This is a genomic window from Nitrosospira multiformis (assembly GCF_003050865.1).
Taxonomy (GTDB): Bacteria; Pseudomonadota; Gammaproteobacteria; order Burkholderiales; family Nitrosomonadaceae; genus Nitrosospira; species Nitrosospira multiformis_E.
Map to the genome: position 1 here is coordinate 75,127 of NZ_QAOK01000012.1, position 17,706 is coordinate 92,832.

Sequence of the window (17,706 nt, forward strand, 5' to 3'; positions counted from 1 at the left end):
GCTGCGTCGCAAGTTGGGTGGCCCAAAGGTGGCCTACTGGGGTCACGGAGCAAATTTCCAGAGCAATGCCTCGAGGGGGTTGCGCGAACAATGGAAGCGATTCACACTTACGCGGGTAGATTGGTGGTTCGCATACACAGAATTGAGTGCAAATATTGTTGAGCGAAATGGGTATCCAAGGAACCGTATAACGTGCGTTAACAACGCGATCGATAACGAGGGTTTCAGATCAGACCTAATGGCAGTCACGGATGATTGTGTAGAACGGCTGCGTGCGGACATCGGGGGATCATCAATAGGTTTGTTTTGCGGTTCACTCTATCCGGACAAAAGGCTCGATTTCATGATTGCTGCCGCCGATTATGTGCATGCTGAGCTACCCGATTTCCGCTTGATCGTGATCGGTGACGGGCCAAGTGCAGGGGAGATTCGATCGGCAGTACGATCTCGGCCTTGGATCAAATACCTAGGAGCGCTCAGGGGTCTGGAAAAAGCCCCTTATTTTCGACTGGCAGACGTGATTTTTAATCCCGGTGCTGTTGGCCTACATGTACTGGATGCTTTCTATGCGGGCCTTCCCATGGCGACGACACTAGATGCAAAGCACGGCCCGGAAATTGCCTACCTAAAGGACGGGCATAATGGCATCATTTCTCCGGATAATGTGGAAATTTACAGCCAGAGAGTCATTCGGGTGTTGAAAGACCGTCCCGAACATGCGCGATTACGTTTAGCAGCAACAGAGGGTGCCAGGTTGTACACGCTTAACAACATGGTGGAACGATTCGTAGACGGAATTGAGAGATGTCTGCAATCGCCAGGCCATCGTTAGTATTATCAACCCAGAATCTAGCAAATCTTTTCTTATAACCGCGGGCCTGCGACGGCTCATAAAGGAGGGTATCACTGGCGAAAAAAGAGCTTGTATTTGTCTTCAAGGTTCAAGTTGTTCCCGCCTCACTTTGGAGATTCGATCTGCTCGATGTTCCCTCAACACATTCCCAACCTGATCAGTGTTCGCTTGAGGTGCCGACAACTTTAAAAAAGATTACGAGCAGTATGAGTCCTGCCAGTTATTCCGCCTGTGGAAGCAGGGGAGTGTTGAGGGGAGAAATTCTCTAGAAGCACTGATGTGGTGAGAGCCGGGATGCAATGTCAGATGATGTGTAATATTCGGGATGAGCACTTGTTCAAGACTACTATGCTCAAGATCTCCCGAGGGGAGAAGAATACAAGCAATCAGCCAAATGATCGGGAGCGAACTTTAAACAAGAGTTCTTTTAGGACGATGAACGGTGGAGGTTGAGATGATGAAGGTTCTAAGTGCTTTATTGATGATAAGCTCGATAACCATTCCGTCTGCACTTGAGGCTGCTGCGGAAATCAATCAGCCTATTCCTAAAGAATACTTTGGCTTGCATATTCAGAATACCGGAAAAGCCCCCTACTGGAATCCCAGCGCTGCCAAGACACCTTGGCCTTCCGTCAAATTCGGCTCATGGCGCTTATGGGATGCTTATGTGGGTTGGCCAAGCCTTGAGCCGTCCAAAGGTAAATGGGATTTTGAACTTTTGGACAAGTACGTAGCTTTAGCAGAAAATGCTGGGGTTGAGCTTTTGTTGCCTTTGGGTTTGTCCCCCGCTTGGGCGTCAGCTCGCCCCACTGAACCTTCCAACTATCGTCCGGGTAACGCCGCCGAACCTTCCGATCTTCAGGATTGGCGCACGTATGTACATACCGTTGCTACACGCTACAAGGGGCGAATCAAAAATTACGAGCTTTGGAACGAGGTGAACCTGCCCGGATTCTACTCAGGAAGTAAAGATAAGCTGGTAGAACTGGCACGTGAAGCTTATAGAACACTCAAGGAGGTAGACCCTGATATTGTTTTCGTATCTCCTTCAGTAACTGGAGGTCAACCTGCTTACATCTGGCTAGACGAGTATTTTGCCAAAGGCGGAGCGTCGTATCTGGACGTCGTGGGTAGTCATTTCTATGCACCCACGCATCCCCCTGAAGCCATGCTACCGCTTATTAAGCAGGCACAGGCCGTGATGGCGAAGCATGGCCTTGATCAGAAGCCCCTCTGGAATACGGAAGCAGGCTGGCAGATGGAGAGCAGACAGAAAAAAAAGGTGCCGCTTGGCTTGATAGAGCAAAAATGGAAGAAGCTGGATGATAGGGGGGGCGCGGCCTATGTGGCACGAGCCCTAGTATTGAACTGGGTTAGGGGCGTTTCCCGTTTCTATTGGTATTCCTGGGATAATGTCCATATGGGATTGATAGAACTTGACACTTTTAAGCTGAAGCCTGCTGCTGCCGCTTATGACAGGATGGCTAGGCTACTTGCTGGAGGAATACTGAAAGACTGCAGTCAGAGCAAGTCCATATGGACTTGCTCTATTACTCAAGCGGATGGTAAGCGACTATGGATGGTATGGACAGAAGACGATAACGCGCAGGATTGGCAGGTACCGGGAGAATGGAATATCAATCGGGTCGAAGCCCTTGATGGAGGTACGCTCGAGATAAAGAACAGTTTTGTTCGGATTGGTCCCGACCCTATCTTCTTATCAATAAAAAAGTAGCGATATTCAACATTACGATACCAATTTTGAAAAATTACTCTATAAAATACTTTGTTTGGGCATCTCATTTTCAATCGTACTTTACTGTACTAGGGCCTGTTAACACTTCAAAGTAACTCATTGAACTCAAAGTATTACCCAGAATCCTTTCATCTAAAGAAAAATTTTATAAACAATGACATGTGTAATATGTGTTAACAGACCTTAGATGGTTTACGAGAACTTGCGAATTCGAGAGGTTGCGTTTCTTCGCTGCTTGCTCGGACAATGCCATCTGCTGTACTAAGCTTTCGCACTTTCCTTTTGGAACTATGACAGATTTTAAATATTAGTGTTCGCACTCCTCATTCACCGTGAAGTAAAAGTGAAACATGAATCAAAAAGCTGAACGACTTACTACAACGGTTTTACACACACCGATAGACGTATTGACTTGGGTAACAGCAATTGGACGAATTCAACATTGGGCGGCATTAAGGGAGAGTCGATATGTTTGTATCTGCAATGTTCATTCGGTCGTCACCGCAACACAGGATACTTTCTTCCAAAAAGTTTTATATGCAGCCGATATGGCTACTGCGGATGGTGCCCCTATTGCATGGATGCTGCGTCATCGCGGCTTCCTGCAGCAACAACGCATAAATGGTCCGGATTTAATGTGGCGTTATTGTGAGGAGGCGGCCAGACGTGGCGAATCTATTTACCTTTACGGTAGCTCACCCGAAACGCTGAATGCCTTGCAAGACAGACTAATAAAGACCTTTCCCCGCCTAAAAATAGCAGGGGCCGTATCCCCTCCTTTTCGCCCTCTCACGGACGAGGAGGATCAAGCCGAAGTAGCGCGCATAAATAATTCCGGGGCCGGGACAGTATGGGTTAGCTTAGGTTGTCCAAAGCAGGAAAAATGGATGGCCTCTCACAAGGGGCGGGTTAATGCGGTAATGATAGGCGTTGGTGCAGCCTTTGATTATCATGCTGGAACGATAACTCGTGCACCCTTATGGATGCAAAAGGCTGGTCTTGAGTGGCTCGTCCGTCTGATTCACGAGCCACGTAGACTTTGGAAGCGCTACCTTATTACGAACACCCTCTTTATCTGGTTCACCCTGCATCAACTATTTTTTAAAGAGCGGTAGCGCTTTGAGAAAATTAATCATCTAACGCGCAGCCCTGTGCGTTAACTGCCTTGTTTTGCTGAGTATTGGGACAAACATCTTCCACACTTGCTACACCGTCACCGTCTTCATCCTGAAGGGAGATATCACGGGTATAAGCAGGCTCCCCCGATAGTGGCTCAACGGAAGATGACCAATTTACCAGTTGCCCATCCTTTAAATGAACGAACTTGCCACAGAGGTCCGCTGCTTCATCTTCCTGCGCGCAGGGCACCGTTTCCTTTTGTTTAGAGGAGTTGAGGCGAAGCCAAAGCTGCAACGCGGCTTCCGACCGCCTGACGGGAACTGCTTCTATTTTTCCAATCATCAAAGAGGTTCCTGGCTGGACGCCGCCAAAATCAGCGCGCGCCCCAGATTCGCCCGTAGCGGGATCATTGGCAATAACTGTTTTTGCCGCCCGGAACAAGAATGAATACCGGCGCCAAGCTGGAGTAATTGAGAACGTCTCGGCTGCCGGCATCAGCAGTTCATAAGGCGCAGTTCCCCCCCCACCGCGGAGAACCACTACATTTATGGGTTGATCTGAGCCTGTAGTGGCAGCATCGAAGGTGACACGATACCATTGTTCTCCGATTACAGAAAAATTGGGTGAAGAGAGCGACGCGGGGGCGCTGTTAGCAGTGATTTGCAGGCATGGCCCAAAGCTGCAGCTGAGGATTTGAGTTTGAGGACGAGATGCCGTTTTAGTCCACCACGTCCACCCCTGACTACTACCATTTCCAAAATCTCCGTTCGGGATGATATTGGATCCAATGGAAAGGAAAGCTGCGTAACCCGCCGGTTCAGTGCCTTGAGGTCCCTCCTCCCGGCCTTTTAGTTGCCATTCAGAGACAGTATAACCCCCACTGCCACCAGGCCAGAGCTCACTGATGGCACGGGGAGAGATCAACGTGGAATAATAGTTATTGTGGAATGTGGCAAAGTCGGCTGTATCTCCAATTTCTGATTCCATCACTATACTCGGTCCGCCGACCGTGGGTACGAAGGTATTTGACTCGATCCTGTTTTCAAAAATGTCGCCACTGGAACGTATGCTTGTCGTTCGTTCCTGCAACCAGAGCTGGTAGCGGCGATTTCCAAAGAAGAGATTGTCAGCGACTATGGAGCGACTTGCATTATGGATTTGAAGGCCATACTCTGCATTGGTGACTGTATTTCGCCGTACCTCATGCCCGGTACCCACTTCGTCGAGATAAATTCCAACCGCGTGGTTAGGCCATCCTTCAGGTAGACCGTTTAAGTCCCCTACCACTGTCTCCACCACGTTTCCTATGATAGAGGAGTTATTGCCCCAGTTATTTGTATAAATGCCGCTACAATCATTAAACCGAAGGCAGGAATATCCAAAATAATTATCCTTAATAACAGAATTCAAACCGGCAAAAACACCGTTATTTGCCGAGTTCAGAACCTTGTTGCCTAAAATTTTGCCGTTGGCATTTACGTCTATGGATGCCTTGGCAGGTCCACGTGTCAGTCGCCGCCAGCCATCAGTTCTACGGCCACCGCCTGAGTTGATAATGCTGCTATCCGAAATACTGAATCCCGTAGCTCCCTCCAATGCCCTTATCGCTTCGAGTCCAGTATTGGTAATACTGCTGCTTTCAACAGCACAGGAGCTGGAACGATCAGCTTCAACACCTTGAGAATCGAGCTCAGACAGTACCATGTATTTTAAATTTACTGACCTGGCCCGGTTCAACCGCACGCCCGTTGTCACATGCCGTATCGCCAGTCCAGCGACATCAATATAAGCTTTGGAACTGAAGTCTCCTCCAACCGGAAGGGAGTTGATGGAAACTCGGCCGCCTGGAGCGGAATCATCCGGCATCCATATGTATAAGTCCCCTGTGGAAGAATCAAAGTGCCATTCTCCTGGCGAATCAACCATCCATAATGCCCCCGTTAAAAAGTAGCCGTATCCAGGTTTTATCGAGTATGTAGTCGGCTTATCAAGCGTCAGTTTGCTTCCTGATACAGAAGCAACTCGACGTTCTTCCAATATCCACGGTGCTGTACGGATGGATACGTTAAGTCCGGATGTGAGGCTTCCATCATTCGGTAGTTCGAGGTTTCGTGTATCAAGTGTTGTTTTTCCACCGTCTGAAGCGATGGGGGCATAAGCTGAGTCTGGATTCGTATCTTTCCAGCCAAAATTAGGATGATGTGCCCTGCGGACAGCGGCTCCGTCTACGAACACTTCGTTTACGCCCTCAAACGGTAGCATGCGTCGGACACTCACCTCCCGCAGGTAGATTTTGACCTTTCCCCCCGGCTCTTCAATATCCAGACGAGCTTTGGGAGTCGACGAGGAGGCGCGAAAGGTAAGTTTCATGGTTTGCCATACCCCTGATGCTGTCATGGACTGGTCAGGTGCAAGAGATTCATAGCTTGAGCCAGCGCGGCGAATGGCAAAGCGAAGACGTGTTCCTGCTGGCGCTTTGACGCGCAGGCTCGCAGAATAATTTACCCCTCCTGCAACCGCGAAGCTGCTACTGATTGCAACGCTCGGAGAGGTGCCGGACATGAACGCGAGACAAGGTTCCGATAAGCCGCTGCAGTCCGTATCCAGGCCTATTGAAGCGTCATTGCGGGCGGACCAGATGTTCCACCCGTTGATACCTTCGCTGAAGGCAGTGTTAGCAATATGCTCGACTGGCAGGCGAGCCCGATAGATGTGCCCTGCATGTTGTTTCCACATATGCGGGGGAATCGTTACGGCACCGTCAATAGTAGGACGGACATCGCATTGGCCCGGTCCCGCGGAAATGACAACAGGCGCTGTTGCAGTACCTGAGGACGCGATGCGAAGCGTTTCATTCCAGACAGAACCGCAAGCGAGGTAAACAGTGTCGCCGGGAAGCAGAGACGCGCTGGCAAGTCTACCCAACGTCTGCCAGGGGCCATCCTTTGACGAGCCACTGGCAACAGGCTGTTTGCCAGTCGAAGAATCATCACCGAGCTCGGAATTAATGTAGTATGTAGTTGCGAAAACGGAGGGAAGGAATCCCAGGAAACAGACAAGGAAGGCACCGATTGCCTTGATGTTGAAAGTTGCTCTGGAAGCCGCTACCTTTAAGATTTTAGCTGTCGATTGCGCCCTTGAACGGGTGGTTTCTTGTCCTTTCTCGTAAATTTGCATCTTGCAGTTCTCCCTTTTTGTGATTCAGGCGAAACTGCAGGAGACAGCGCTCTCCCTTCCGAGGAAATATTTTCTACCTGGTAGAGTGAGCCGTACTTCTGGCAGTCTCGCTATCCTGGGGCTTAGCCCTTTAGACCGATGACTTTGCGTCCCACGCTTTCGCATGGTTTGCCTTTTACAAATTCTTCAGATGAGAATTTTAGCTCAGGGAGCAGGAATGAAGAGAACAAATAGAATTGTAAACGTCCTGCTTTTCTTGCTAATGGAGATTAGACTACCTACAATATCGCCTTGAGTATAAAAATATTAGTTTTATCAGTGCCTTATAATTGTTTTATGTAATGTAGTCTCCTCAAGTAAACATCGAATTTTAATCTTTGGAGTTCGCCATAAACGTCTTTGTTGCCGGGTGGAATATAACGATGGAGATGCAGAACTCTGCGCTTCTATCATTACGACGCATGACCTCCATCTATCCGTCTCTTGATCTTCAATCGCTGAACGAGTTGACAGGACCTGGTATCTTTGTCGCCGTCATGCAACTCAGTAATTCCGATCAAAGCGCTTCCTCATTGCGAATGCAAATACATGGCACCGCCACCGAACTTTGTTTTTACGATGGATGCCTTGTCCAGCCGTCGGGAAGATTTAACCCTATGAATGCACGAGATTTATTCTATCACTGGGATGAGGTTGAGGCAAGTGAAGGTCAATTCTGGACAGTTCGAGCCCAACTAGAGGGTCCTCGCCTTGAGGTCCGGAATGACTTTCTCGGCATTGGGCAGGTGTATTTCTGGACAGAGCACGGTCGCTGGTTGCTCAGCAACAGCGTGGAACTTCTTGCCACGATAATCCGGTCTGCAGAACTCGATCCCTTAGGTATGAGTTTGGCCATTTCACTTGGCTGGGTGTCCGGAGATCGGACGCTTCATCGTACAATCAGAGTCTTGCCAGCGGCCGCTCATTGGAAATGGGAAGGAATCAGAAACGATCCCGTAAAGTCATGCGATTATCCTTTGAGCCGTTTGTGGAGCCATCCCCGAGTTTCGCGCTTCGGTTATTCAGAGGCAGTAGAGCTGGCGGCGAAGCTGGCGGGCATCTGTGCTGAGCTATCGAAACACCAGGGGGTTTTGAAATGTCCCCTTACAGGCGGGAGGGATAGTCGGGCTCTTGTCTTGCTGATGATGCATGCAGATATCCCGGCCCAATACTACACAGATGTATTTCCAGGCAGCGAAGCCGATGTGGTTACAGGACAACAAATAGCCCAAAGATTCGGGCTCTCGTATGACCTTATCACGAAAGACGTTGATGATCTCATCTGCGACTGGTCTCGTGCTATGGATCAACTGATACGCCAGAACGACGGGATGGTCAGTCTTTGGCAGATGGTGGATGTCCTGGGGCGATCCGAACCGGAGCGATCACCGTCCATTTTGATTTGGGGTATTGGGGGCGAAATCGGGCGGGCGAACTTTGATCATCCTAAATGGCATTACGGATTGAAGAGCGCCAGGTTCGCTAAACACTTTCTCGCCGACAGACTTTTACAAAAGTCCGAACTGATCAATGATGAGCTGATCACTATAGCGGGCGAATTTCTCAACCAGTGGGTGGAGCAAAAGCTGGATTCCGGATGTCCTGTCGCAGACATTCCCGATCTTTTCTATACGTTCGAGCGCGTGCGCCGCTGGGGGGGGTCTAATGCACGAAAAATACATCCTCGTGTTAATCTGTTTGCACCACTTTGTACCCGTCCCTTTGTAGAAGCGGCCTTCCGACTCACTCCATCATTTCGCTTCTCCGAACCGCTTCATTATCAGTTGATAGGGCTTAATCCAAAACTTCATCGAATTCCATTTTCAACCGAGCCTTGGCGAAATCAGAATCCTAACCTTGCCATGTTCAAAATGATTTGGGAGAAGAAAATACGTCGAGCGCATCCTGCTGACACTTCGTGTATTTCTACGCAAGCAATAATTCTCGAGAAAAAACTTGGCGAAGTACGGAATTTCTGTATGGAGACGAGAAACTCCCATGTTTGGAACTACATTAGACGGCCGCAGTTTGACTCACTTCTGAGTAAAACTACGTCGTCCGAAGCCCGGCAGCGGCACCTTCCTCTTCTGCTACAAGTCTTAACCCTGCTCCGTTATGAACAACTTCTTCGCGGAACTGTGGAGAAGTACGTCGAGTAATTGCTGCTAAAAAATAATCCGCGATGAGCATGGCAGACCAGCGGCAGGCCCTTCAGGTTGAAAATGTTCTGTATCATATGAACTCCACCCGATTGCTTAATAGCGCATTTTTGCGAGTATTTATCAGGAATCTTGAAATCGACGTCAGTATATTGCTTCCAGTAGCGTGTCATCTAAAAGGGTTAATATAAAATAAAAGAAGACATTCTTATTCCTGATTTCCGCTCGCGCAAATCTTATGCAAATAGGATTTTACGCTGCGGGTTTTTTTCTTAATGCCAGAGAGAAAATTTCTTGTTTCGTTTGTCTCCGTGATAAAGGACGCGAAGCATTTCCTATTAATAACTTGGAGTTTCTAAAAATGCCAGCCGGCCTAAAAAGTGTTGTAAATAATTTTTTAATTAAGAGTGGCTACAGCGTTAAGCGCATTAGGGAACACGAATTAAAGTATTTTCTAAGCAGTTACGATAAGAGTCGTGAACTGCCCCTCGGAGCACAATCTTTTCTGAATTCCGAAAATCCACGCTTGCAATCTCTCCGAGCTGCTTATCGTGGTCTACAGTTACCGGTGCTGCAACATACTGTCTGGAGGGAGCAACAACTTGATCGTCAACTCTCTTTGGCTTGGTTTCGCGGCGATAATCTGTACGTCTGGCAGTATCGCCAGCTTAAAAGTGATGCACGTCTTCGCTTTTATCTTGCTGTACTGGATGTCGAGAATAGAGACAAGCTGGGTTTGCTTGAACGGCTGAAGGAAGACGGATTATTTGGATGTTGGACCTTTTCTTTTACGGGGCGCACTGACCTTTTAAGCCGGGATCTTCTGGATTCAGTAAACGAAATAAATTACCTCGATGAGCATCTCCATCTTTCTGAACGCAGCGAATTTAAAGTTCTTGATATAGGGGCTGGCTACGGACGTTTTGCACACAGGATGTGTGAGGCTTTTCCAAACTTGAGTGCGTATGACTGTATAGATGCTGTTCCGGAGTCTACATTCCTTTGTGACTATTATCTCCAATTCAGAGGAATCGGGGATCGCGCCCGTTCTGTCCCATTGACTGAATATCAAACATTGAGTCAACGTTACGATTTGGCAGTCAATATCCATAGCTTTTCCGAATGTTCTTATGTCGCTGTACGCTGGTGGCTGGAGCAGATTCGGAGCCGGGAGATAGAGTGGTTACTGATAGTGCCGAACGACCCCACCGAACTGTTGACCACCGAAGCTGACGGAACGAAGAAAGAATTCCTGTCTGATGTACTTAATTGCGGCTATGAGTTATGGGATCGAAGGCCGGCATACATGAATCCGGATCTTCGTGAATTCATCGGGGTTAATGACCATTTTTTCCTCTTCCGGAGGAAAGTTGCCATCTAGCTAGAGAAAGTCGAAAAGCAGCACTTAACGAGGACTGAGGGGTGAAAGCTGACGGTGCTGGGAGTGGCGAGTGTAGTGTCAAGTAATTCGGACACTGGAATAGGTGGTATTGCTGCCATTTTCCATTCATAGACGGTGGGTGACAGATAGTCCAATTTCGAATGTAATCTGATCCGTTGTAGAAGCTCACGATGTATCCGTGATATCACGCCGAGCTTCGCCAAGGTTTGCATAATCACGTTGCCACACGCGTTCCATTTTCAGGTTCAGAAAGAAACGCTCCATCATGGCATTACCCAGCAGTTGTCCTTGCGGCTCATGCTGCAGCGGATGCTGTGCTGATCGAGCAAGCTCTGGTACTCCAGGCTTGCATACTGGCTGCCCCGCTCGGGATACAACAACAATTCCGGCGCAAGCTTGCGCTGCCAGATTTGACATGCGCAATGCCGCGGCCACCAGTTCGGCAGGCATGGCAAGGGCAATTGCCCAGCCCACGATTTTGCGTGAGAATAGATCCGGACTGCAAGATAAAGTCAGCCTGCTCGTATACGCACGTAGGGGTGAGTAGGCCGCAGGGATTTCATCGAGGGCCCCTCTAAGGACCTGTTCACACAGCGGCTATACGGGAAAATCATTCGCCCAAGGCGGGCGAGATCTCTTGGGAGAAGAAGTCTCGGTGCAGATCGCCAGGCGCAGCGAACTGCACACTTTCAAGGTAATGCCCAAGCGCTGGATCGTCGAGTGTCAACGGCAATTTAAAACTGATACAGTTTTTGGGGATGACGTCAGAACCTGCAGGAGTATTCAGTTTTTTCGGAAGACCCTGAAGTCCGGCAGGTGCAAGAACAATCACTGCTTGTCAAGTTGCAGGATGTAGAGAAGATTTGTGTGCCTGTCGGAAAATTTCCCGAGCGATATAGTTTTGACAGTTCGCTTGATCGCACTAATCACCCTTTGAACCGCCCCTTGCCCAGGTCGATAGTATGCATCCCCGAGCTCCACTTTTATCGTGACGTTATTTTTTTCACAAAATCTGCGAAGACCAGCACGAGAAACTACTGGGTCATAGTAGGTAGGATACGGCGCGTATCCTGGTCGACCGGCGTTTTTGTATCCGAGTATAGCGATAATAAAATATATGAAACCAGTGGGGGGTGATTCGCGTGATAAAGCCTTGAACGGAATCAGGATCAGGTATTCTGATAATTATTATCCCCCCGGTTTCAACCAACGCACGAATGACTCCAATACACCTTCTGCTCCTTGGATATGCTCTAGCACGAAGGAGCTATAAATAACATCAAATTTTCCAGGATCAAGCCTCACTGTTCGTAAATCTCCTACCACTGCTTGATCTAGGTCCTGTCGGATGTTTTTGCGAATATCGAGTGCATGGGGATCAGAATCCACTCCTGTTAAAAAATATCTGATTCCATCGAGGCGTAGTGTCCATCTTTGACCACAACCTGCTTCAAGGATCCAGATCGGATCCTCTGTGGTTACCTGCTGAGCAATGTAATGCTCTATTAACTCTACTTCTCGTTCAAGGCTGGGTGAAAATTCAAGCGCGCTTAAATGATTCATCTTTGACCTTTCTAGTCGCTGTATTTCCTGATAGTGTTACTACATTCGATAAGTATTGTCAGGAGTTGTAGGAGTTGTTAAAGGGCCAAGATCGGCATATGTTCCTCTTAAAAAATCGGAACAATTACATTATAGGACCTTCGAGTCTTTTGCTTAACGTTGCTTCTGGAGCATCTTCCTTTGCATTGCGAATTTATTAAGGACAATAGTTCATCGTGCATTGAAGCGACTAGTAGAGACGTATTACGTTTCCAGAAATTAAGTCGTTTAATAGAAAGCTTCTGCGTCGCCAGTTTTTATATTCTCGTACTATTTCAGTTCATAATGCATTGGAACTCTTCAGGCTTACTCAAATTATGCAGTTTACCGTCGTTTACCTTTATTCGCTATCAGTCGCTTCTTCATAAGCTTCTTTTCTGGAAAAGCAATTCCTTACAGATAAGTGGAGCCGGGAAAGGATCGGGATAGGGAGCATGATCTATTTAGTGGCCGGTGCGCGCCCAAACTTCATGAAGATCGCACCTATTGTGCGTGCTCTTCAAACTCTAGGTGGTCTTATCTTTCGTATCATTCATACTGGTCAGCATTATGACAGGGAAATGAATGATGTATTTTTCGAGGAATTGGGCATTCCAGCACCTGATGTTTTCATGGGAGCGGGCGGTGGCAGTCATTCTCAACAGACGAGCAGGATCATGATCGCATTTGAGGAACTCTGTCTCCGCGAGCGGCCACATATTGTGGTGGTGGTAGGTGATGTGAACTCGACGCTCGCATGTTCGATCGTCGCCAAAAAGCTGGATATTCCGGTCGCTCATGTTGAAGCTGGACTACGCAGTGGCGATATGAGGATGCCCGAGGAAATCAACCGGCTGGTTACGGACAGTATTTCAGATTTCTTTTTTGTCACCGAACCAAGTGGTGTTGCGCATTTAAGGCACGAGGGCAAGGAAGATGCTGCCATTCACTATGTCGGGCATGTAATGGTCGATAATTTGCTCTACCAGGTGGAAAAACTGACCCATGCTGATACCTCTGTATATGAAACAAGCCTATTCAAGACTGCTCATCTGACGAATGAGCGCGGGTACGGGGTGGTTACGTTACACCGGCCGAGTAATGTAGATGATCCTGAAACGTTGGGAGGTATCAGTTCAGCCCTGAATGATATTGCGAGTGAGCTTCCCCTGATTTTTCCCGTGCATCCTCGCACTCGTGTAAACCTGGATAAATTCGACATTCATCTGGGACCAAACGTAACGCTAGTGGGACCGCAGGCCTACATGCCTTTCCTTAATCTGTGGAAAGACGCTACTGTAGTACTCACCGACAGCGGCGGCTTGCAGGAAGAAACTACTGCTCTGGGCGTGCCCTGTATCACGATCCGCGACAACACCGAACGTCCTGTTACAGTGGAAGAGGGCACGAATGTGCTGGCCGGAACGGACCCGCTTCGTATCATTGCAGAGGTACGGAGGGTGCTACGGGGGGAGGGTAAGAAGGGACGCCGGCCACATTTGTGGGATGGCAAGGCGGCACAGCGAATCGTACAAATACTTGCAACGGAGTATGCGCGGGGTGAGCCCTAATACATACTGTTTTTATCCGTTGAGAGCCGGCAGCGCGGATCTCCATAAGCAGATATGGGATATTGTCTATGATTGCTGAGGAAGTTGCAGCAGGGCGTTCCTTGAATAGCATGCTTAACTGGAGGCCTAAAGATTGTTAATAGTTAATTTTTAATCCGGATAGAATCATGATCCTTGTCACCGGTGGCGCAGGCTATATAGGTTCACACACCTGTGTGGAACTGCTGAATGCAGGTCTTGATGTCACCGTATTCGACAATTTTTGTAACAGTCATCCCGAGGCATTAAGACGGGTTGAGCATATCACCGGAAAGAAGCTACGCGTTGTGCAAGGCGACTGCCGTGACCGCTCCTCCGTGACCAAGGCTCTCCAGGAGAGCCAAGCAATCGCTGTCATCCACTTCGCCGGCCTCAAAGCCGTGGGAGAGTCGGTGCAGCAGCCGCTGGCTTACTACGATAATAATGTTGCCGGTACCCTTCGTTTGTTGGAGGCGATGAATGAGTGCGGAGTGAAAACTCTGGTATTCAGTTCTTCCGCCACTGTTTATGGTGAGCCGAAGTGGCTACCGTTAACCGAAGACCATCCGCTCTCTGCCACGAATCCCTACGGGCGGAGCAAACTAGTGATCGAAGAAATCCTGCGCGATCTGTATCGCAGTGATTCTTCCTGGCGTTGCGCCATCCTCAGGTATTTCAATCCTGTTGGAGCGCATTCTAGCGGGCTGATCGGTGAAGACCCCAGAGGAACTCCTGATAATCTCATGCCCTTTGTGGCCCAGGTTGCCATCGGCCGTCGGGAGTATCTGAATGTGTGGGGCAATGACTATCCAACGCCGGATGGAACGGGCGTACGCGACTATATTCACGTCGTGGATTTGGCATCAGGCCATCTCAAAGCCCTCGAAGCCCTGGAGAATCCTGGAGTACGCAATGCAGAAGCCGTTAACAGGCAAGGAGGATGCTTGACGGTAAACCTCGGAACCGGGACGGGCTATAGTGTGCTGGAAATGGTAAGGGCTTTTGAAAAGGCGAGCGGCCATAAGGTACCACACAGAATTGCTTCCCGCCGGCCGGGGGATATCGCCTCATGCTATGCCGATCCCGCGCTCGCATCCGATCTGCTTGGCTGGCGGGCAAAGGAGGGGCTGGAAGAAATGTGCGTTGACACATGGCGCTGGCAGAGCCAGAATCCCGAGGGATATGGAGGCGAGAAATCACACTAAGTGGTTCGATTTCTTTGTCGCCATCAATTCCTTGCTGAGCCGGGATACCTGGTAAACCCGCTCGAGTAGCGGCGATCCGTTTTCGTAAAAACTTTATGCAACCATTAGTTCCCATTGTTCTCTCCGGCGGGTCCGGAACCCGCCTGTGGCCCCTTTCACGCCAGAAATATCCGAAACAGCTCCTGTCTTTTATCGGTGAAGACTCGCTGTTGCAAGCTACCCTCCGCCGCATGGAAGGGCTTGCCAATGTCGAGCTTGGAGCGCCTCTCGTCGTTTGCAACGAGGAGTACCGCTTTGTTATCGCCGAGCAACTGCGGCTCATGGGAACAAAAGGGAATATTCTGCTCGAACCGGTGGGACGTAATACTGCTCCCGCACTTACACTGGCTGCACTCGCCGCCATGCGGGATGGAAGCGATCCAGTTCTGCTGGTGATGCCGGCAGATCATGTGATCGTTGATGTGCCCCGTTTTCAAATGGCCATTCGTGCAGGCATGACACTGGCTGCGGACGGTGCGGTAATAACATTTGGAATCACGCCGGATTCGCCGGAAACAGGCTATGGCTACATTGAAGCCGGCGAGTCACTGGAAACAGGTGGGGCAAGCAGGATAGCGCGCTTTGTTGAAAAACCCGACCGTGCCACCGCGCAAACATATCTCGAAGCCGGTTCTTATTTCTGGAACAGCGGGTTATTCATGATGAAGGCTTCCGTATGGCTTGCTGCCATTGACATCTGTCGCCTCGATATTTCAACTGCTTGTCGTGCCGCCTGGGAGAAAGGCGTAGTCGACGGCGATTTTTTACGTGTCAATAAAGAAGAATTTCTGCACTGTCCGAGCGATTCGATTGATTATGCGGTAATGGAGCGCCTCGCTCACGATGACTCGCTGCCGGCTGGCCTATTCATTCCTCTCTCCGCCGGATGGTCCGATGTAGGGTCGTGGGATTCCTTGTGGCAGGTTTTGCCCAAGGATCATCAAGGCAATGTGTCTCAAGGCGATGTGCTGTTGAATGATTGCCGCAACGTATTGGCCTTGTCCGAGCATCGGCTGGTGGCCTGCGTCGGGATTGAGGATATGGTGGTGATTGAAACCCCTGATGCCATCCTCGTGGCTCACATGAGTAAAACGCAGCATGTAAAGAAAATCGTGGACGATCTCAAGCGCAGGGGCCGACCGGAGAGCGAATTGCACCGAAAGGTATTCCGTCCCTGGGGCTGGTATGACGGAGTCGATTCGGGCGAGCGTTTCCAGGTAAAGCGGATCGTTGTCAAGCCAGGCGCTTCGTTGTCTCTTCAGATGCACCATCATCGCGCCGAGCATTGGATCGTCGTACACGGGACTGCACAGGTAACCCGTGGCGATACGACTTATCTCGTGTCGGAAAATGAGTCCACTTTCATACCGTTGGGCACTCGTCATCGTTTGCAGAACCCTGGCTGCGTTCCATTGGAGATGATAGAGGTTCAGTCCGGTTCATATCTGGGAGAAGATGACATCGTGCGATTCGAGGATGTTTATGGAAGAAAGGAAAGCTGAAGACGCAATCAATTTTCCTGCTAGTCCTATCGGTCTATTGATCATTTTCCCATGGAGTGTAATCTTTCACTATCGAGGCTCGCGGATTGATTTCGCACCTCGGTGTAGCAGGTAGCAAGTACTACCAACAAAAATTACCAGCCTTCTTCTGCATGGTAAAAATAACAGGATGGTTGGCTTTAATTTTCCAAGTACATGATCATTAGGAGGTATAAGATGACAAAATTTTCATTGAAACAAGCTGTTGCAATCGCGGTTCTCGCGGGAGCGAGCGCGGGTGCTTATGCAGATACGGAACAGAGTCTGGGTACGATATCGACCTCTTTCCCTACGACTTTCAGCAGTGTTGTGGCACCTACCACCACTGGTTTTAGCGACATCTTCACGTTTACAGTCGCGGAGCCCAATCTCGGTGTTGGAGCGTCGGTGGTAAACATTCCACTTAACGTTAGTGGATTTACTTTCGATACGGTACTTGCCACTATGTCGCTCGTTTCTGCCGGCGCTGATAACGCCATTGGTGGTGGCGATGATACGGTTCTCCAGTCAGTCGTGCTCCCCTCATCGGGCAACAGTACAGACCATCTTAGTCTGAACTGGGATACCCCGGTTTCCGGAGGATTACACTACCTCAACATTACAGGGGTGACTGGTGGGAGCGAGGGTGGTATATATTCTGGTGCAATTGCTTCCGCTGTACCTGAACCCGAGACATATGCGATGCTTCTGGCTGGTTTGGGGCTCATGGGTGCCGTCGTTCGTCGCCGGGGAATGCGCAAAACCTCATAAGCGAAGATCCGCAGTCCTTCGCTCTTTTACGCGGCCCCCTCGGGGGCCGTTCTCATTTCCTAGCTGGGATGTTCTTTTCATTCCGGCGGATTTCTGAGGTTTTCGTCTGTCTGCTTTCCCTTTTTGAGTAAGGGGTCTTTCTTCCCTCAAAGGAATACTTTAAACGCTTTCCTGGTCTTGGGCGTTTTGCTCGTAACCCGCGTGTAATCGAAACTTCTTTCGATGGTTTAAATGATCGGACGCGGCAGAGAGAAAGTATGGCAGGGGAGCGTGCAGCAAAAAGCAAGATAAAGACCAAGCGCGCTATCCTGTTTATTGGAGGAAACAGGATAGGCTCTTCATCATTAACGGGGGACAAGGGTATTCATTAGACTTGTTTTTACGAAGAACACGTTTAATGGAGGCAATACCGATGTCCCCAATCGATTCTATCCTAGGGATCGATGGCTTGGTGGTGCAAAGCGTAAAGCGCGCCCAGGGCATTCACGTCTGGGCC

Annotated in this window: 12 protein-coding genes, 1 pseudogene and 1 riboswitch; of the genes and pseudogenes, 10 read left to right on the plus strand and 3 right to left on the minus strand. The window is 49.4% G+C overall.

The genetic code is table 11. The annotated features are described in order from the left end of the window. The first annotated feature begins 238 nt into the window (after window positions 1-238). The 3 genes from C8R21_RS15870 (at window position 239) to C8R21_RS08095 (ending at window position 3,724) form a co-directional block, all read left to right on the plus strand. Window positions 239-832 (plus strand): glycosyltransferase family 4 protein, encoded by a 594-nt coding sequence (locus C8R21_RS15870; RefSeq protein WP_181258883.1) that lies wholly within the window; start codon window positions 239-241, stop codon window positions 830-832. 475 nt (window positions 833-1,307) lie between these two features. Next, on the plus strand, window positions 1,308-2,588 hold the full coding sequence (locus tag C8R21_RS08090) for a GH39 family glycosyl hydrolase (RefSeq protein ID WP_107762242.1): 1,281 nt from the start codon (window positions 1,308-1,310) through the stop codon (window positions 2,586-2,588). Between the two features lie 371 nt (window positions 2,589-2,959). Next, a complete protein-coding gene (locus C8R21_RS08095) occupies window positions 2,960-3,724 on the plus strand; it encodes a WecB/TagA/CpsF family glycosyltransferase (RefSeq protein WP_107762243.1) in 765 nt (254 codons plus the stop codon). A gap of 13 nt (window positions 3,725-3,737) precedes the next feature. Here C8R21_RS08095 and C8R21_RS08100 read toward each other — a convergent pair whose 3' ends face one another. Next, a complete protein-coding gene (locus C8R21_RS08100; protein ID WP_181258884.1) occupies window positions 3,738-6,098 on the minus strand; it encodes a right-handed parallel beta-helix repeat-containing protein in 2,361 nt (786 codons plus the stop codon). A 904-nt stretch (window positions 6,099-7,002) separates the two neighbouring features. Continuing rightward, a riboswitch (cyclic di-GMP riboswitch) is annotated at window positions 7,003-7,088 on the minus strand. A 278-nt stretch (window positions 7,089-7,366) separates the two neighbouring features. Between C8R21_RS08100 and C8R21_RS08105 the strand changes: the two genes are divergently transcribed. Both C8R21_RS08105 and C8R21_RS08110 read left to right on the plus strand, forming a co-directional pair. Further along, on the plus strand, window positions 7,367-9,103 hold the full coding sequence (locus C8R21_RS08105; RefSeq protein WP_219906628.1) for a hypothetical protein: 1,737 nt from the start codon (window positions 7,367-7,369) through the stop codon (window positions 9,101-9,103). A gap of 238 nt (window positions 9,104-9,341) precedes the next feature. Continuing rightward, entirely contained in the window at window positions 9,342-10,484 is a 1,143-nt protein-coding gene (locus C8R21_RS08110; protein WP_107762246.1) for a putative sugar O-methyltransferase, read from the plus strand. Between the two features lie 186 nt (window positions 10,485-10,670). On the opposite strand, the gene C8R21_RS08115 is transcribed toward C8R21_RS08110, so the two are convergent. Further along, window positions 10,671-10,979 carry a hypothetical protein gene (locus tag C8R21_RS08115; RefSeq protein ID WP_107762247.1) on the minus strand — a complete coding sequence of 103 codons (309 nt, stop codon included), beginning with the start codon at window positions 10,977-10,979 and terminating at the stop codon, window positions 10,671-10,673. Between the two features lie 118 nt (window positions 10,980-11,097). Here C8R21_RS08115 and C8R21_RS08120 point away from each other — a divergent pair. After that, window positions 11,098-11,226: pseudogene (locus C8R21_RS08120) on the plus strand (IS5/IS1182 family transposase); the annotation flags it as partial. A gap of 467 nt (window positions 11,227-11,693) precedes the next feature. Here the strand turns inward: C8R21_RS08120 and C8R21_RS08125 are convergent. Then, window positions 11,694-12,068, minus strand: coding sequence for a class I SAM-dependent methyltransferase (locus C8R21_RS08125; protein ID WP_107762248.1), 375 nt, complete (start codon window positions 12,066-12,068; stop codon window positions 11,694-11,696). A gap of 473 nt (window positions 12,069-12,541) precedes the next feature. Between C8R21_RS08125 and wecB the strand changes: the two genes are divergently transcribed. The 4 genes from wecB (at window position 12,542) to C8R21_RS15875 (ending at window position 17,210) form a co-directional block, all read left to right on the plus strand. Beyond that, window positions 12,542-13,657: a non-hydrolyzing UDP-N-acetylglucosamine 2-epimerase gene (gene wecB / locus C8R21_RS08130; protein ID WP_107762249.1), complete on the plus strand. Its 1,116-nt coding sequence runs from the start codon at window positions 12,542-12,544 to the stop codon at window positions 13,655-13,657. A 167-nt stretch (window positions 13,658-13,824) separates the two neighbouring features. Beyond that, entirely contained in the window at window positions 13,825-14,880 is a 1,056-nt protein-coding gene (galE, locus tag C8R21_RS08135; protein WP_107762250.1) for a UDP-glucose 4-epimerase GalE, read from the plus strand. A gap of 95 nt (window positions 14,881-14,975) precedes the next feature. Further along, entirely contained in the window at window positions 14,976-16,421 is a 1,446-nt protein-coding gene (locus C8R21_RS08140) for a mannose-1-phosphate guanylyltransferase/mannose-6-phosphate isomerase (protein ID WP_107762251.1), read from the plus strand. A gap of 216 nt (window positions 16,422-16,637) precedes the next feature. Beyond that, on the plus strand, window positions 16,638-17,210 hold the full coding sequence (locus tag C8R21_RS15875) for an FxDxF family PEP-CTERM protein (RefSeq protein WP_181258885.1): 573 nt from the start codon (window positions 16,638-16,640) through the stop codon (window positions 17,208-17,210). Window positions 17,211-17,706: the final 496 nt, after the last annotated feature.

Excerpts from the sequence above, each read along its gene's own strand:
- C8R21_RS15870 (WP_181258883.1), top strand. The coding sequence starts at position 239 with ATGGCAGTCACGGATGATTGTGTAGAACGGCTGCGTGCGGACATCGGG.
- C8R21_RS08090 (WP_107762242.1), top strand. The coding sequence starts at position 1,308 with ATGATGAAGGTTCTAAGTGCTTTATTGATGATAAGCTCGATAACCATT.
- C8R21_RS08095 (WP_107762243.1), top strand. The coding sequence starts at position 2,960 with ATGAATCAAAAAGCTGAACGACTTACTACAACGGTTTTACACACACCG.
- C8R21_RS08100 (WP_181258884.1), bottom strand. The coding sequence starts at position 6,098 with ATGAAACTTACCTTTCGCGCCTCCTCGTCGACTCCCAAAGCTCGTCTG.
- C8R21_RS08105 (WP_219906628.1), top strand. The coding sequence starts at position 7,367 with ATGACCTCCATCTATCCGTCTCTTGATCTTCAATCGCTGAACGAGTTG.
- C8R21_RS08110 (WP_107762246.1), top strand. The coding sequence starts at position 9,342 with ATGCAAATAGGATTTTACGCTGCGGGTTTTTTTCTTAATGCCAGAGAG.
- C8R21_RS08125 (WP_107762248.1), bottom strand. The coding sequence starts at position 12,068 with ATGAATCATTTAAGCGCGCTTGAATTTTCACCCAGCCTTGAACGAGAA.
- wecB (WP_107762249.1), top strand. The coding sequence starts at position 12,542 with ATGATCTATTTAGTGGCCGGTGCGCGCCCAAACTTCATGAAGATCGCA.
- galE (WP_107762250.1), top strand. The coding sequence starts at position 13,825 with ATGATCCTTGTCACCGGTGGCGCAGGCTATATAGGTTCACACACCTGT.
- C8R21_RS08140 (WP_107762251.1), top strand. The coding sequence starts at position 14,976 with ATGCAACCATTAGTTCCCATTGTTCTCTCCGGCGGGTCCGGAACCCGC.
- C8R21_RS15875 (WP_181258885.1), top strand. The coding sequence starts at position 16,638 with ATGACAAAATTTTCATTGAAACAAGCTGTTGCAATCGCGGTTCTCGCG.